This window comes from Flavobacterium sp. H122 (assembly GCF_004959765.1).
Classification (GTDB): Bacteria; Bacteroidota; Bacteroidia; order Flavobacteriales; family Flavobacteriaceae; genus Flavobacterium.
Genome location: NZ_SJZD01000006.1, coordinates 89379 through 106845, shown reverse-complemented (window position 1 = coordinate 106845; position 17467 = coordinate 89379). Strand labels below are relative to the sequence as shown.

The 17467-nt window shown below is 37.6% G+C and carries 13 protein-coding genes and 1 tRNA gene; 12 read left to right on the top strand and 2 right to left on the bottom strand.

From position 1 onward, the window contains the following. Positions 1–73: 73 nt before the first annotated feature. The 12 genes from EZM65_RS10540 to EZM65_RS10485 all read left to right on the top strand — a co-directional run bounded on the left by EZM65_RS10540 (position 74) and on the right by EZM65_RS10485 (position 15416). Positions 74–1369, top strand: a complete 1296-nt coding sequence (locus EZM65_RS10540) for an FtsW/RodA/SpoVE family cell cycle protein (RefSeq protein ID WP_136668523.1) — start codon at positions 74–76, stop codon at positions 1367–1369. A gap of 2 nt (positions 1370–1371) precedes the next feature. Further along, the gene (gene murG / locus EZM65_RS10535) at positions 1372–2469 is read left to right on the top strand and encodes an undecaprenyldiphospho-muramoylpentapeptide beta-N-acetylglucosaminyltransferase (protein WP_136668522.1); all 1098 of its coding nucleotides are present in this window, start codon (positions 1372–1374) and stop codon (positions 2467–2469) included. A gap of 106 nt (positions 2470–2575) precedes the next feature. Then, positions 2576–3916 (top strand): UDP-N-acetylmuramate--L-alanine ligase, encoded by a 1341-nt coding sequence (gene murC / locus EZM65_RS10530; protein WP_136668521.1) that lies wholly within the window; start codon positions 2576–2578, stop codon positions 3914–3916. Continuing rightward, positions 3909–4631 carry a cell division protein FtsQ/DivIB gene (locus EZM65_RS10525; RefSeq protein ID WP_136668520.1) on the top strand — a complete coding sequence of 241 codons (723 nt, stop codon included), beginning with the start codon at positions 3909–3911 and terminating at the stop codon, positions 4629–4631. The genes murC and EZM65_RS10525 overlap by 8 nt, the downstream gene beginning before the upstream one ends. A 6-nt stretch (positions 4632–4637) precedes the next feature. Next, positions 4638–6014 carry a cell division protein FtsA gene (gene ftsA / locus EZM65_RS10520; RefSeq protein ID WP_169051697.1) on the top strand — a complete coding sequence of 459 codons (1377 nt, stop codon included), beginning with the start codon at positions 4638–4640 and terminating at the stop codon, positions 6012–6014. A 48-nt stretch (positions 6015–6062) separates the two neighbouring features. Then, a complete protein-coding gene (gene ftsZ, locus EZM65_RS10515) occupies positions 6063–8060 on the top strand; it encodes a cell division protein FtsZ (RefSeq protein ID WP_136668518.1) in 1998 nt (665 codons plus the stop codon). Positions 8061–8213: 153 nt separating this feature from the next. Beyond that, a complete protein-coding gene (locus tag EZM65_RS10510; RefSeq protein ID WP_136668517.1) occupies positions 8214–8663 on the top strand; it encodes a GatB/YqeY domain-containing protein in 450 nt (149 codons plus the stop codon). Positions 8664–8733: 70 nt separating this feature from the next. After that, a tRNA-Arg gene (locus tag EZM65_RS10505) sits at positions 8734–8806 on the top strand. Positions 8807–9016: 210 nt separating this feature from the next. Then, entirely contained in the window at positions 9017–9835 is an 819-nt protein-coding gene (locus tag EZM65_RS10500; RefSeq protein WP_136668516.1) for a zinc-dependent peptidase, read from the top strand. 110 nt (positions 9836–9945) lie between these two features. Continuing rightward, positions 9946–11013 carry an efflux RND transporter periplasmic adaptor subunit gene (locus tag EZM65_RS10495; RefSeq protein WP_136668515.1) on the top strand — a complete coding sequence of 356 codons (1068 nt, stop codon included), beginning with the start codon at positions 9946–9948 and terminating at the stop codon, positions 11011–11013. A gap of 7 nt (positions 11014–11020) precedes the next feature. Continuing rightward, positions 11021–14110, top strand: a complete 3090-nt coding sequence (locus tag EZM65_RS10490; protein WP_136668514.1) for an efflux RND transporter permease subunit — start codon at positions 11021–11023, stop codon at positions 14108–14110. A gap of 4 nt (positions 14111–14114) precedes the next feature. After that, on the top strand, positions 14115–15416 hold the full coding sequence (locus EZM65_RS10485; protein WP_136668513.1) for a TolC family protein: 1302 nt from the start codon (positions 14115–14117) through the stop codon (positions 15414–15416). 36 nt (positions 15417–15452) lie between these two features. On the opposite strand, the gene rpe is transcribed toward EZM65_RS10485, so the two are convergent. Both rpe and EZM65_RS10475 read right to left on the bottom strand, forming a co-directional pair. Next, positions 15453–16115 carry a ribulose-phosphate 3-epimerase gene (gene rpe, locus EZM65_RS10480; protein ID WP_136668512.1) on the bottom strand — a complete coding sequence of 221 codons (663 nt, stop codon included), beginning with the start codon at positions 16113–16115 and terminating at the stop codon, positions 15453–15455. Positions 16116–16530: 415 nt separating this feature from the next. Next, positions 16531–17394, bottom strand: a complete 864-nt coding sequence (locus tag EZM65_RS10475) for an RNA polymerase sigma factor RpoD/SigA (protein ID WP_136668511.1) — start codon at positions 17392–17394, stop codon at positions 16531–16533. Between the last annotated feature and the right edge of the window lie 73 nt (positions 17395–17467).

The window sequence follows — 17467 nt, the reverse complement described above, 5'->3', positions numbered from 1 at the left end:
CAGTAGGCAATAAGCCTTAAGCAGTGTTTAAATCGGTCTAAAGCTTATTGCTTAAGGCTTAAAGCGGAGAAAAATGAAACAATTACTACATAACTTAAAAGGAGATAAAGTCATTTGGACCTTCGTGTCCCTTTTGGCGTTGTTTTCGTTTATGCCGGTGTACAGTGCAAGTAGTAATTTGGCATATTTGGGAAGAGGGACAGGGAATACCTTAGTGTATCTGCTAAAGCATTTTCTGCATTTATTACTGGGTTTCTCAATAATGTATGGAGCGCATAAAATTCCGTATCATTATTTCAGAAGTTTATCCAGAATCTTGTTGCCGTTAACATGGGTGCTGTTGTTGTATACCCTGTTTAAGGGTACAGTTATAGAAGGAGCCAATGCGAGCCGCTGGATTCAGTTGCCGTTAGGGATTTCATTCCAGCCATCTGCATTTGCAGCCATGACATTGTATATCTATGTTGCCCGTTATTTATCAAAAACAGAAATCGAAGAAATGACTTTTCAAAAATCGTTTGTGTCATTATGGATTCCTGTTTTTGTTACTGTAGGATTAATATTTCCAGCCAACTTTTCCACAGCCGCACTAATATTCTCCATGGTGATGATACTGACGTTTATTGGCCGGTATCCTATAATAAACAGCGCGATAATTTTGGGAATGGGACTTGGAGCGGCTTTGTTTTTTATTGTATTGGTAAAAGCTTTTCCTGACGCCTTTCCTAACCGTGTAGATACCTGGATGAGCCGTATCGATAATTTCATGTCGGATAAGTCGGATCCTGACGAGGATTACCAAATTGAAAAGGCAAAAACAGCTATAGCAACCGGTGGTATATATGGTCTGGGGCCGGGAAAGAGCGTACAGCGTAACTTTCTTCCCCAGTCGTCATCCGATTTTATTTTTGCCATTATTATTGAAGAGTTTGGTCTGGCAGGAGGTTTTGCTATTATTTTCCTGTATCTGATGCTGTTTATACGGTTTATAATTGCGTCCTACAAAGCGCCAACACTCTTTGGGAAATTAGTGGTCGCCGGTTTGGGTTTTCCAATCATTTTTCAGGCATTTATAAACATGGGTGTAGCAGTCGAATTGCTGCCTACAACAGGGCAGACATTACCATTAATAAGTAGTGGAGGTACTTCCATTTGGATGACTTGTGCAGCCATTGGAATTATTTTGAATGTAACTAAAAAAGAAGAGGAAATTGCGCAGGAAAATGAAGAAAAGCTAAAAAGAGAAGAGGCTCTGCAACGATTGATAGATAAAGAATTGGCTGAAGAAAATAAAACCGAAGCCGAAATCAATGAAGATTATTCCATTGAAGAATTGAATAATCCTATGAATGCAGTTTTAAATAAATAAGCATGAAAGAAAATCCAAAATTCATAATCAGCGGAGGAGGAACCGGCGGACATATTTATCCGGCGATTGCGATTGCTAACGAAATTAAATCCCGTTACTCTCAGTCTGAAATACTTTTTGTAGGTGCGAATGATAAAATGGAAATGCAGAAAGTACCTCAGGCAGGCTATCCTATTAAGGGTCTGTGGATTGCGGGTATTCAAAGAAAATTAACATTGCAGAATGCTATGTTTCCATTGAAACTGGCATCGAGTTTGATGAAATCATTTGGAATTATCAAGGGTTTTAAACCGGATGTGGTAATTGGAACCGGAGGTTTTGCAAGTGGTGCGGTTTTAAAAGTTGCTTCAATGTTGGGAATTCCAACGGTTATTCAGGAGCAGAATTCGTATCCGGGAATTACAAATAAGTTGCTGAGTAAAAAAGCCAATAAGATTTGTGTGGCGTATGAAAATCTGGAACGTTTTTTTCCGAAAGAGAATTTGATATTGACAGGAAACCCTGTTCGTCAGGATTTACTTTCTGTAAATGATAAAAGAGATGAAGCCTTAACTTATTTCAAGTTGGACGTTTCTAAAAAAACACTTTTGGTGTTAGGAGGAAGCTTAGGTGCAAGACGTGTCAACCAATTAATAGCTAAAGAATTAGATTGGTTGTTATCGCAGGGTATTCAGATTATATGGCAATGCGGGAAACTGTATTTTGAGGAATACAAACATTTTAATGATAAAGAAAATGTTCAGGTGCTTGCATTTATTGATAGAATGGATTTGGTGTATGCAGCAGCAGATGTTGTGATATCCCGTTCAGGGGCTTCATCAGTATCCGAATTGTGTCTGGTAGGAAAACCGGTGGTTTTTATTCCGTCACCTAATGTGGCCGAAGATCACCAAACTAAAAATGCCCAGGCTATAGTAGATAAACACGGCGCCATTTTATTAAAAGAAAATGAATTGGATGAACAGTTTGAAGTTGTATTTGAAACTTTATTGAATGATAAAGGTAAGCAGGAAAGCTTAAGCGAAAATATAAAAGCTTTAGCCTTGCCAAATGCGACTAAGCAAATTGTAGATGAAATAATGAAATTAGTTAACAAATAAATAGCAATGACAATAAACAATTGCAATAACAATTTGTAAAGACAATAATATTTGAAATTGACATTGAAATTTGATATTGCCATTGAAATTGAAATTTGAAATTAAAATGAATCTAAACCAAATACAGAACGTTTATTTTATCGGTATCGGAGGTATCGGAATGAGTGCATTGGCTCGTTATTTTAAATTTATTGGTAAAGAAGTAATGGGTTATGATAAAACACCTACTATGCTTACTGATGATTTGATTGCGGGTGGTATTGCTATTCATTTTGAAGATGATGTTAAATATATTCCGGAAGATTGTAAGGTGGAAAATACATTGGTAGTATACACGCCGGCGATAAAACAGCTTTCAGAATGGGATTATTTTAAAGAAAATGGATTCACGATAAAAAAACGTGCTGAAGTTTTAGGGATTATTACTAAAGATACGTTCTGTTTTGCAGTGGCTGGAACACATGGTAAAACTACGACTTCCAGTATTTTAGGTCATGTTTTGTATGAAAGTGGTTTGGATGTTACTGCTTTTCTGGGAGGTATTGTTGAAAATTACAATTCAAATTTAATTGGTACCGGTAAAACAATTACTGTCGTAGAAGCCGATGAATTTGATAGATCTTTTTTACATTTGCACCCCAATATTGCCTGCGTGACTTCAATGGATGCTGATCATCTCGATATCTACGGTGATGATGCTTCTATAAAAGCTTCTTTCAAAGAATTCGCTGCTAAAGTTGAGGATAAGAATAATTTATTTGTAATCAATGGTTTACCTCTTGATGGGATTGCTGTGGGGGTAAATGATGATTCAAAATTTGTTGCGCATAATATTAGGATTATTGACGGATGGTATGTTTTTGATGTAACAACACCTTCGGAAGAAATAAAAGATATAAAATTTGGATTACCGGGAAAACATAACCTGACAAACGCGTTGCTTGCTTTGGCTATGGCTCGAACATACGGAACCCCAACCGATTCCATAGTCAAGGCGTTAGCAACCTTTAAAGGTGTAAAACGTCGTTTCTCATTCCAGATAAGAAAACCGGATTTTGTGTATATCGATGATTATGCACATCATCCAACAGAGATAAACGCGGTGCATCAAGCGGTTCGTGAGCTGTATCCCGGAAAAAAAGTGTTGGCTGTTTTTCAGCCGCATTTGTTTAGCAGAACAAAAGATTTTGCCGATGATTTTGCAAAAAGTCTGTCGCAGTTTGATGAAGTTTTGCTGATGGAGATTTATCCTGCACGCGAGTTGCCTATGCCGGGAGTTACCTCGCAGTGGTTGCTGGATAAAATGGATAATCCAAATAAAAAATTGGTTCAGAAAGAAGAATTGATATCATTGTTAAAAGCATCAGATGCTCCGGTTATTGTAACAGTTGGAGCGGGAGATGTGGGTGAAATGGTACCGGAAATAAAAAAAGCATTGGATGCGTAAAAATTGGTTGATAAATATTCAGTTGATTGCCATTTTCGGAGTGGTGGTTTTCTTGTATTCGTTTACTTCAAAAAGAAACGGAGACAGGAAAATTGCAAAACCTACTGTGGAAATTTTGGATGCAGACAACCCTTTTATCACACCGGAAATGGTTAATAACTTGTTGATAGAAAATTTTGGTGGCTCTTCCACGATTGCTAAAGTTGGGCTAGATTTGAATAAGGTTGAGGAAACTATCAACAAACACAGTCTGATAGACCGCTCTGAGGTATATCTGAGTGTTGATGGTAGGTTAAAAACCGTAGTCACCCAAAAGACCCCTATCGCTCGAGTTTTTAACAATGCAGCTTCTTTTTATATTGATTATAAGGGAAGTAAGATGCCTTTGTCGGACAATTTTAGTGCGCGAGTTCCGCTTGTTTATGGAGATATCAATAACTCATATAACAAGGATTTTGTGGCACTTTTGAAGCTTATACATGAGGATGATTTTTTGAAAAAAAACATCATCGGAATGGAAATTAAGACGGATGGAAGCATTATTATGAAGAATAGAAATTATAGTTATGATATAATTTTCGGAAGAACCATTAACATGGAGAGAAAGTTTGACAACTATAAGGCGTTTTTTCAAAAAGCAGTGCAGGACACTTTGTTGGGTTCGTATAAATCGATTAATCTGAAATATACAACACAAGTGGTCTGTGCCAAATAACTGAGTATGGAAAGAGAGAAAATTGCAGTAGGTCTTGACATAGGAACGACAAAAATCGTTGCTATGATCGGGAAGAAAAATGAGTACGGAAAACTCGAAATTTTAGGTGTCGGCAAAGCTAAGAGTCTTGGTGTGGCCCGTGGTGTGGTAAATAATATAACCCAAACCATACAGTCAATCCAAGAGGCGGTAGAGCTTGCAGAGGAAGATTCTGGTTATAAAATTAAAGACGTAGTGGTGGGTATTGCCGGACAGCACATCCGTAGTATTCAGCACAGCGATTATATTTCCCGTCCTAATGCTGAGGAGGTAATCAGCGAGAAGGATATTGATATTTTAATAGGTCAGGTACAAAAATTGCCTATGCTTCCCGGTGAGGAAATTATTCATGTTTTGCCGCAGGAATTTAAAATTGACGGTCAGGGCGGAATAAAAGAACCTATTGGAATGTATGGCGGACGTTTAGAAGCAAGTTTTCACATAGTTGTGGGACAGGCTTCTTCTATTCGTAATGTAGGAAGATGTATAAAAAGCGCTGGTTTGGATTTGTCCGGGCTTACATTAGAACCATTGGCTTCAGCTGATGCGGTTTTAAGCCAGGAGGAAAAAGAAGCTGGTGTTGCTTTGATAGATATAGGTGGTGGAACAACAGATTTAGCGATTTTCAAAGATGGGATTATTCGTCATACGGCGGTGGTTCCTTTTGGGGGAAATGTAATTTCTGAAGATATTAAAGAAGGTTGTTCAATCATCGAAAAACAGGCAGAATTACTGAAAGTAAAATTTGGTTCTGCCTGGCCGGGTGAAAACAGAGATAATGAAATTGTTTCTATTCCTGGTTTACGTGGTCGTGAACCAAAAGAAATTTCGCTTAAAAACTTGTCAAAAATTATCCATGCCCGTGTAGTGGAAATTATTGAGCAGGTTTATGCCGAAATTAAGACTTATGGACATGAAGATCCGCGTAAAAAATTAATCGCAGGTATTGTTTTGACAGGAGGAGGTTCTCAGTTAAAACATATCAAACAGTTGGTAGAATACATTACAGGTATGGATACGCGTATAGGGTATCCTAACGAGCATTTGGCGGGTAATTCAAATGAAGAAATTTCGAGTCCGTTATATGCTACTGCTGTGGGATTGTTAATGAACAGTGTCCGTAACAATACCATAAGTGCTGTTCCTAGAGAAGATTTTATTCCTGAACCGGTTTTAGTTCAAAAACCATCGGTTGAAGAACAAAAAGTTATTCAGGAGCAGGCTGAAAAAGTTTTGGAAGAAGCAAAAATAGAAGACTCCAGAACTACAGAAAAAACGATCCGCAGATCGTTTATAGATAAATATATTGATAAGATTAAAGATTTTTTAGACAACGCCGAGTAATCGATTGTTGTTAATAGTAATACAAGCAAAACTAAAAAACCAAATAGTATGGAAAGCAACTCAGAATTTGGAAGTATTTCATTCGATTTACCAAAAAATCAATCGAATGTGATCAAAGTTATTGGCGTAGGTGGCGGTGGTAGTAATGCCATCAACCACATGTTTAAGCAGGGGATTAAAGGGGTTGATTTTATTGTTTGTAACACTGATTCTCAGGCGTTGCAAAACAGTTCAGTGCCTAATAAAATCCAATTGGGGGTTAACTTGACAGAAGGATTAGGAGCAGGGGCAAACCCTGACGTAGGACATCAGGCGGCATTGGAAAGTATCGAGGATATTGAAAAAATGCTTGATGTAAATACTAAAATGGTATTTATTACTGCCGGTATGGGTGGTGGTACAGGTACTGGAGCAGCACCTGTTATTGCACAACTGGCTAAAGAAAGAGATATTTTAACGGTAGGTATTGTTACTATCCCATTTCAGTTCGAAGGAAAAATCCGTTCTGAGCAAGCTTTATTGGGGGTAGAAAAACTTCGCCGTCAGGTTGATTCGTTAATCGTTATAAACAATAATAAGTTAAGAGAAGTTTACGGAAACTTAGGTTTTAAAGCCGGTTTCTCAAAAGCCGATGAAGTGTTGGCAACAGCTTCCCGCGGTATTGCAGAGGTTATTACACACCACTACACTCAAAATATCGACTTAAAAGATGCTAAAACAGTACTTTCTAATAGCGGTACGGCTATTATGGGGTCTGCAATGGCTGATGGAGAGTACAGAGCAAAAGATGCTATCGTGGCCGCTTTGGATTCTCCGTTGTTAAACGATAATAAAATCACTGGTGCTAAAAACGTTTTGTTGCTTATCGTTTCCGGTACTAATGAAATTACTATTGACGAGATTGGAGAAATCAACGATCATATTCAAACAGAAGCAGGTTACAACGCAAATATCATTATGGGGGTTGGTGAAGACGAAACCCTTGGTGATAGAATTGCGGTAACGATTATTGCAACTGGATTTTGTGTGGAGCAACAGGCAGAAATTGTTAATACAGAACCTAGAAAAATCATTCACGCTTTAGAGGATGAACAAAAACTGGTTCACAATTTAACGCAGAAATTCGAGGCTAAAGGATTTGATTTTTCATCAAAAGTGGCTCCGGCACAGCCTGTGGCTGAAATTCCTTCAACCCTGGCAGTAGAAGAGAAAATCGTATTTTCTTTAGAAGAAGAGACACCGGCTAAACCAGTTGTTCCAACTATGGATTTAGTGCCTACATCAGAGTTTATCAAAAATATTGATGTGACTTTTGAGATTGTTTCGGCTAACCAAATAAAAAATAATGATTTCTATTTTACAGCACCTGAAGTAAAAGAAATTGAAGTGGTAGATCCGCAGTTTGTTGTTGGTACACCGGATCAAATGGCATTTACATTTGATTTACCGCTTGCTAAGAAAGAGGAAACGGTAAATGCTGACAGAATGTTTTTTGATTTAACTAATGAAATCAAAGATATCAAGGTTAATGAAGCGGTTCAGTTTGTTCCTGTGACAGAAGTTTCTCAAAATGGTGTGATTAAGCATTCATTAGAGGAGTACATGGAGGTTGAAAATCAGTTTGTTCAATCAAGAAAACCTGAACCTGTTGTAGAAAAGATTCCAGAGGAATTGAATATTACTATAAAACAGGCAGAGCAGGTACAATCTTTTGTCGCTGAGCCTGTAAAAGAGCCGGTGGTAAGAGAACCACAATTCCAGCAAACGGTTAATGAGGTATCTCCGGTTGAAATGTCAATTGAAGAGTCATTACGTTTAAGAGCAGAAGAGCGTCGCCGTAAAATGAAGGATTTCAATTATAAGTTTCACAACAATGCAGCTCGTGTTGATGAGTATGAAAAAGTTCCGGCTTATAAAAGAATGGGGATTGATGTAACGAATAATCCTATTCAAAACAATCAATCTAGAATGTCATTAGGATTTGATAGTAATGATGATATCCAATTGCGTTCTAACAATTCTTTCCTGCATGATAATGTAGATTAATTAAAACAAACATAACCCAATGTTATAACCCGGAATTTATACCACAATTTCGGGTTATTTTTTTAATTTCGCATTTCGATTCTAAAAGTCGGACTGTTTAGGATGTCAAAAAATTAAAGAACTGAATTTAAAATTCTAAAATCTAATATCATTATGAGTTTATCAGCAAAAATAATGGACGAAATGAAAAATGCGATGAGAGCTAAAGATACAGTAGCTTTGGAAGCATTAAGAGCAATAAAATCGGCAATTTTATTAGCGCAGACAGAAAGCGGTGCTAAGGAAGGATTGTCTGCTGATGAAGAAATTAAATTATTACAGCGTTTGGTAAAACAGCGTAAAGATTCAGCTGCTATCTATACAGAACAAAACCGTGCTGATTTGGCTGAACCTGAAATTGCACAGGTAGCAGTAATTGAAAAATTTCTTCCTGCGCAGCTGTCAGAAGCGGAAGTAGAAGCGACTGTCGCGAAAATTATTGCCGAAGGCGGTTTCTCAGGCATGGCAGCTATGGGGCAGGTGATGGGAGCAGCGTCAAAAGAATTAGCTGGTCAGGCTGACGGAAAAACCATCTCTAATGTTGTGAAAAAGCTTTTAGCATAATTTAGAATTTTAGATTGTTTGATGTCTAGTTGTCTAAAGATCTAATAATCTAAAAATCCAAAATATAAAAGGCTCCATAGTTCAATTGGATAGAATATCAGATTCCGGTTCTGACGATTCGGGTTCGAATCCCGATGGGGTCACATTTAAATTTGTAAGATAAAATAGATATTTAAAGATTTCTATTTATTGGAAAACATCAGGCTCGCTTGATGTTTTTTTGTTTTTAGGATTAAATAGATTTTTCGGAAAAAAGTTTTTTTAAATTTTGTCAGGCTCTGATTCTTTTATTCAGTATGAAACTTTGAATAAGAAATTTACTTAAGTATCTTCGTAAGAACAATAAATGCCTCATGACACCTGAACAAGATTTAAGAACTGCCCTAATCTTAGGATCTGTTTTTCTGCTTTTTGCTTTAGTGCATCTTCTGATAACCTCAGAATTCATCTATGGAAAATTTTTTCATAAACCTTTCTTTGTGCATTTTTATGTTTTTCCTAAAACCCTGACCGATGCCCAACAGTTAATCATCCACAATAATTTTCAGTTTTACAGAAGTCTTTCTCAAAAAAGAAAAAAATATTTTGAGTACAGAGTCGCACATTTCATAAGAACATATAATTTCTACGGAAGGGAAAATCTTGAAATTACTGATGAAATGAAAGTTCTGATAGCCGGTACATCAACTATGCTGACTTTTGGTATGCGAAATCCCAGATATAAAGTTTTTGATAAAATCATTTTATATCCTGATATCTATTTTTCTGAACAAAATGAAACGTATCATAAAGGAGAATTCAATCCTAAATTAAAAGCGCTTGTTTTTTCCTGGAAGCATTTTAAAGATGGCTTGGAAGTTTCAAACGATAATTTAAATCTGGGGCTGCATGAGTTTTCCCATACGCTTCATTTTCAAAGTGTAAAAACCAAAACTATTTCGGCCAATATTTATGTGGAAAATTTCCAAAAGCTCAAAAGACAGCTGGCTGACGATAATTTGAAAGAAAAAATAATACATTCCCACTATTTCAGAAGATATGCCTTTACAAACGAAGTTGAATTCATTGCAGTGATTCTGGAGAATTTTTTTGAAACTCCGGAGGTATTCAAAAGAGAATTTCCAGAGCTGTATCTGCATGTAAAAAGAATGATAAATTACAGAGAGTCTTGAGTTTCATACTAAAATTAATGTTAAATAAAATTTAATCGTTAAGGGAGATAGCTAAATAACGAGTAGTTTTGTTGATAAACCCAAAATTGACATAAAATTACACTCGTATTATGAAATTCAAGCATATAATTTACCTGCTTTTGGCCGTTATTTTAGGTGGCATGATTTTTTACAGAATAACTGCAAACAGTGCCAAAGATGAGGAAAACGGAAAAGGCAAAAATGGAGGAGGAGACAAAAAACCTTCTAAAGTTTCGGGAATTGTATTGAAACCTCAGGTTTTTTCAGACAATTTATCGCTTTCCGGATCGATTGAAGCTAACGAACAAATTGAAATCCGCAGCGAAGTTTCCGGTGTGGTTGAAAGTATTAATTTTCAGGAAGGAAGCTTCGTTTCAAAAGGACAGCAGTTGTTCAAAATAAATGATTTGGAACTTCGTGCCCAGCTTTCACAGGCCAGAACAAAACAGACTTTAGCCTCTGAGAATGAGAGAAGAGCCAGATTGCTGCTGCAAAAAGAAGCCATCAGTCAGGAAGAATACGATATAGCAAGTGCCGAATTCCGTTCTGCGCAGGCACAAACCCAATTAATTCAGGCTCAAATCGCAAAAACATCTGTAAAAGCACCGTTTTCAGGGAAGATCGGTTTGCGCTATATCTCAAAAGGAACGTATGTCACGCCAACAACCGTTGTGGTGAATCTTGTAAATACCAGTCAGGTAAAAATTACATTTTCAATACCTGAAAAGTATGCAGGACAAATAAAAGTGAATACATCTCTTTCATTCACAATATCCGGTTCCAAAGAAAAATTTATGGCCAAAGTATATGCTATAGAACCTGAAATTGAAGAAACAACCAGAACATTAAAAATGCGTGCGTTGTCTCCAAATCCAAATGGGAAATTGATCCCGGGAACTTTTGCCAATGTTTCTTTACCGCTCGACAATATTAATGATGCTTTATTGGTGCCTACAGAGGCCTTGATTCCTGTTCAAAACGGGAAAAAAGTATTCGTTTCTGTTAATGGCAAAGCCAAAGAGATTATGGTGGAAACAGGAACCAGAACAGATAAAGATGTTTTAGTGCTTTCCGGATTGAAAGCGGGTGACACTGTTTTAACAAGCGGGGTAATGACATTAAAAGACGATTCACCGGTTAAGGTTAACATAAAATAAGATTGCTATGAGTTTATCTACCTTAAGCATCAAAAGACCGGTTTTAACGATAGTACTCAACTTAATGTTGATTTTATTCGGGATTATCGGTTATACCTTTTTGGGAGTGCGGGAATTCCCATCGATTGACCCTGCACAGATTTCGGTGCAGACCAATTATTCCGGAGCGAATGCCGATATCATTGAGTCGCAGATTACGGAGCCTTTGGAGAAAGCGGTGAATTCAATAGATGGAATCCGCAATATTTCATCTTCCAGCAGTCAGGGAAGAAGCAGTATTACAATTGAATTTGATTTGGATAAAAATCTTGAGGAAGCGGCTAATGATGTACGCGACAAGGTTTCACAGGCTGTCCGCAGTTTACCGCAGGATATTGATGCACCTCCGGTTGTTTCTAAAGCAGATGCTGACTCGGAGCCTATCATCACGATGACCGTTCAGAGTGATAACAAAAACGTACTGGAACTGACAGATTATGCAGATAATGTGCTTTCACAGCGATTGCAGACTATTCCGGGTGTGAGCAGCGTGCAAATCTGGGGAATGCGTAAATACGCCATGCGTTTATGGATCGATCCGAATAAACTGGCTTCGTATGGATGTACCGTAGCCGATGTGCGTTCGGCTCTGAATAAACAAAATGTAGAACTGCCTTCCGGGAAACTGACCGGCGCCAATACGGAACTTACCGTAAAAACCATTGGTAATATTTCAACCGAGGAAGGATTCAATAACATCATCATTAAAGCTGAAGGCGACAAGATAGTGCGTTTCAGCGATATTGGTAAAGCGGCTTTGGAAGCTGAAAATCTGGAAACAAAATTGTCAGATTCCGGTCAGCCAATGATTGGTATGGCCATTATTCCGCAGCCGGGAACCAATTATCTGGATATTGCCGAGAAGTTTTACGAGCAATATGATATACTGCAGAAAGACTTGCCGAAAGATTTCAAACTCAATATAGCCATTGATAACACCGTTTTTGTAAAAAAAGCCGTATTGGAAGTAGCAGAGACTTTACTGCTTTCGGTAATTCTGGTGGTGTTGATTATTTATTTATTTTTCAGAGATTGGGCTATAGCTTTCCGTCCATTGATTGATATTCCGGTTTCCCTGATTGCTACATTTTTTATTATGTATTTATGTGGCTTTTCTGTGAATGTACTAACGCTTCTGGCCATCGTTCTGGCTACAGGATTAGTGGTAGATGATGGAATTGTAGTAACCGAAAATATTTTCAAAAAAGTAGAAGAGGGAATGTCGCCTATTGAAGCGGCAATTAAAGGATCGAATGAGATTTTCTTTGCGGTAATTTCGATTTCTATTACGCTGGCTGCAGTTTTCCTACCGGTGATTTTCCTGGAAGGATTCGTGGGAAGACTTTTCCGTGAATTTGGAGTGGTAATTGGTGCGGCAGTATTGATATCTGCTTTTGTATCGTTAACGCTTACGCCAATGCTGAATGCATATTTAATGAAAGGAGGCGAACAGAAAAAATCGAAGTTTTATAATCTGACTGAACCCATTTTTGAGAAAATGAATTCGGGGTATGCCGAGGCACTGACTGGTTTCATGAAAAAGAAATGGTTGAGTTTTCCGATTTTGATAGTATGTTTCGGATTGATTTATTTGTTCTTTAATGTACTCCAAAAAGAAACAGCTCCTTATGACGACCGTAGTTTCCTTAGTGCAAGGGTAACTGCTCCTGAAGGTGCTTCATATGATTATATGGACCGTTTCATGAATGATTTGACCGAGCTGATTAATGATTCGATTCCCGAGAAAAAAGTAAGTTTGATTGTTACTTCACCGGGATTTGGGGCGTCTTCTGTCAATAGTGGTTTTGCAAGAATTGCTTTGGTCCAGCCTGATGAAAGAGAAAAATCACAAAAAGAAATAGCTGAAAAACTGACAAAATGGACAAAACAATATGCTGAAGCCAAAGTTTCGGTTTCAGAATCACCAACCATTGCAGTAAACAGGAGAGGAGGATTGCCGGTTCAGTTTGTAATACAGGCACCGAATTTCAAAAAGCTGGAAGAAAAAATTCCGCAGTTTATGGAGGAAGTGTCAAATGATCCAACATTTTCCAATTCTGATGTGAATCTAAAATTCAATAAACCCGAGGTGTATATAACCATAGATAGGGAAAAAGCGCAAAGCTTAGGGGTGTCAGTTATTGATGTGGCTCAAACGCTGCAGCTTTCCTTGAGTGGCCAGCGTTTTGGTTATTTTATGATGAACGGAAAGCAATACCAGGTGATGGGGCAGTTTGATAAAAAAGACCGGAATGCTCCCATGGATCTGACTTCAATTTTTGTAAAAAGTGACAAAGGGCAATTGATTCAGCTGGACAATTTGGTGCATGTGGAAGAGCAAAGCAGTCCGCCGCAATTGTACCATAATAACAGATATATGTCGGCTACAGTTTCTGCCGGTCTGGCTCCTGGAAAAAGTATCGGTGACGGTATTGAAGCTATGGAACGTATCAAAGAAAAAGTACTCGACGATAGTTTTACCACTGATTTAAGCGGTGAGTCCCGTGACTTTGTGGAAAGCAGCTCGAATACTTCGTTTGCTTTTGGATTGGCGTTGTTATTGATTTTCTTAATACTTGCTGCACAGTTTGAAAGTTTTATAGACCCGTTTATTATTATTTTAACGGTTCCGATGGCGGTTGCCGGAGCATTATTTTCGCTATGGTTATTCGGACAAACGTGGAATATTTTCAGTCAGATTGGAACAGTTATGTTAATTGGTCTGGTAACCAAAAACGGTATCCTGATAGTGGAATTTGCGAATCAATTGCGTGAACAGGGTAAGTCGAAATATGAAGCCATTATTGAAGCTTCCGAATCGCGTTTGCGCCCTATTTTAATGACAAGTTTGGCAATTGCTTTAGGTGCATTGCCGATTGCCTTGTCTTTAGGTGCGGCTTCTACCAGCAGAATCGGGATGGGAGTGGTGATTGTGGGCGGTACGTTGTTTTCATTGGCTCTGACTTTGTTTGTGATTCCGGCGATTTATTTGATGTGGTCAAGAGAACGCAAACACCGACCTGAATTTGATAATGTTGAACAGTATGAAAAGGTATAAGAGGATGAGTAAATTTTTGTTTCAGATAATCGTATTTCTTTTTGTTCCGAAATTAATGGCGCAGGATATTTTAACTGTTGATCAGGCGGTTCAGATTGCATTGAAAAATAATTATGATATCAGAATTGCAGCGAATGAACTGAATGTTGATAAAGAAAATAACAGTATCGGTAATGTCGGTATGCTGCCGGAGGTAAATGCTTCTTTGACTAAAAACAACAGTATCCAAAATTCCAAACAGACACAATCAAATGGCGATGTCAGGGAATTGGACAATGCTAAAAACAACCGTTTGGAGTACGGGGTGAATCTGGGATGGACGGTATTTGACGGATTGAGGATGTTTGCCCGTTACGATCAGCTGAAAGAACTGGAGAAACAAGGTGATGTCCAATTAAAACTGATGGTTTTGACAAAAGTAAGCGATGTGATGACTACCTATTATGATTTGGTGCAGCAGCAGCAATTGATTAAAGCATTGGATACAACCATTGTGATTTCAAAGCAACGGCTGAAAACAGCTGAAAACCGTTTCCTGATTGGAAAAGCTGCCAAACTGGAAGTACTAAATGCTCAGGTGGATTTGAACACAGATTCTTCTACATTGTTAAGACAGAAAGAGCTTTATGAAACAACCAAAATCCGTTTGAATGAAATTTTGGCCAGAGATTTAATGACTAATTTCCAAGTAGCGGAAGATGTGATTGTGGATGATAAGCTGCAATTGGCCGAATTAAAATCATTGGCGGAAAAGCAAAATCTGCAACTCCAGTTGGCTTTGATCAATAAGCGAGTTGCCGAACTGGATTTAAAACAAACGAAAGCCGGCAGATATCCAACAGTAAGGTTGAATACCGGTTATACTTTTGTCGAGACAGAAAGCAGTTTAGGTTTTACATCGGCAACATCAAGCCGTGGATTGAATTATGGCGTTACAGCAACGATGCCTATATTTAATGGATTTTCCCAAAACCGAAATGAAAAAATAGCAAAGCTTCAGTTGGAAAACTTCAGTTTAATGGCAGAACAGCAAAAACAGACTGTGAATGCGCAACTGGCTTCTGCGTATCAAACTTATATTACGAATGTTGAATTGGCAAAACTGGAAGAAAGTAACGAAGCCATTGCCAGAAAGAATATGGAAATTACTTTTGATAAATTCAAAATCGGAACTGTTCCTACGATTGAATTCAGGAATGCGCAGGAAAATTATATCAATGCAATTGCCAGAAACAGCAGTGCTAAATTTCAGGCTAAAATTTCAGAAATTGTACTGCAGCAGATAGCAGGAAATATAAAGTTTTAAATAAAAAAGCGCTGATTTCAGCGCTTTTTTATTGTCTTATATTGAAGTGATCTTTTTGAGATCGGCAATAGTCTGAATTGGGTTTTCTGCATTAAAAACAAAACTTCCCGCAACTAATACATCGGCTCCGGCTTCTGCCAGTTGTTGTGCATTTTTGCTGGTTACCCCGCCGTCAATTTCAATCAGGGTAGAGGCACCGTTTCTGGTGATGATTTCTTTTAATTGTTTTACTTTTTTATAGGTGTTTTCGATGAATGACTGTCCTCCAAATCCAGGATTTACACTCATGATGCATACTAAGTCAATGTCTTTGATCACGTCTTCCAATAAGGAAACATTCGTATGCGGATTTAAAGCTACACCCGCTTTCATTCCTTCAGCTTTGATGGCCTGAAGTGTTCTGTGTAAATGTGTTGAAGCTTCGTAGTGTACTGTTAATACATCAGCTCCCAGTTTTTTGAAAGTGGAAATATAACGGTCAGGATCTACAATCATTAAATGAACATCTATTGTTTTTTTTGCATGTTTGTTGATAGCATCCAAAACCGGCATTCCAAAAGAAATATTTGGAACAAAAACACCGTCCATGATGTCAATGTGAAACCAATCGGCTTCGCTGGAGTTGATCATTTCGATATCGCGTTGTAAATTGGCAAAATCAGCAGCTAGTACTGAAGGGGCAATAAGTGTGTTTTTCATTTTTGAAGGGTATTGTTGTGTTGTTGCTGCAAAAATAGTGTATTTGTGTATTTGGTTATTTGTTTATTTGAAAAAATAATTTCTGAATAAGAACTTTATTCAAATTAGTTTGTGGATAGGTAGAGAAAAATTTAAGTATTCCTCTTTTTGGTAATATGAGATGATATAAAAACAAAACTCCTGTATCAGCCCGAGTTTCAATCATCTCACGAACAAAGTGAACTGGCGGAGCTTTTGCGGAGCAATCAAAAAACGTTTTTTGGTTGATGATATAAAAAACAAAACTCCGGTAATCAGCCGGAGTTTCAATCATCAATCAAAAAACGAACAGTCTTAGACTGTTGTTGCGGTGTATAACTTTCTAATTATAATCTCAATAATGATGCAAAATTAAGAATTTTTAGAAAACTTTAACTTATCCTAAATAAGTTTTTAAAATTTTACTTCTTGAAGTGTGTTTTAATCTGCGGATAGCTTTTTCTTTAATCTGACGAACACGCTCGCGGGTCAAATCAAAAGTTTCGCCTATTTCCTCAAGAGTCATCGGGTGTTGGTCACCTAGACCAAAGTACAAACGAACTACATCTGCCTCACGTGGTGTAAGAGTTTCCAAAGAACGCTCAATTTCTGTACGTAATGATTCGTGGATTAATTCTCTGTCAGGATTTGGTGATTCCCCTGAACGCAATACGTCGTATAAGTTGGAATCCTCACCTTCAACTAACGGAGCATCCATCGATAAATGACGTCCCGAGTTTTTCATAGACTCTTTTACGTCATTAACTGTCATGTCAAGCTCAACAGCAATTTCTTCTGCTGAAGGAGCACGCTCATTAGATTGCTCTAATAAAGCATACATTTTGTTGATTTTGTTTATCGAACCAATTTTGTTTAACGGTAAACGTACAATACGTGACTGTTCTGCCAAAGCCTGAAGAATTGACTGACGAATCCACCAAACAGCATACGAAATAAATTTAAAACCACGGGTTTCGTCAAAACGTTGAGCCGCTTTGATTAGTCCTAAATTTCCTTCGTTAATTAAGTCAGGAAGTGTTAATCCTTGATTTTGATATTGTTTAGCTACTGATACTACGAAACGTAAATTTGCTTTTGTCAATTTTTCAAGAGCCCTTTGATCACCTGCTTTAATGCGTTGTGCTAATTCTACCTCTTCATCAGCAGTAATAAGGTCAACCTTACCAATTTCCTGTAAATACTTGTCTAATGACGCGGTTTCACGATTGGTAACCTGTTTTGTAATTTTAAGCTGTCTCATTAATTTTCTCCTTCCAGTTTAAGTTCTGATGGTTATACGTAATGAGTTGCAAAAAAGTTACAAAATAACTAAA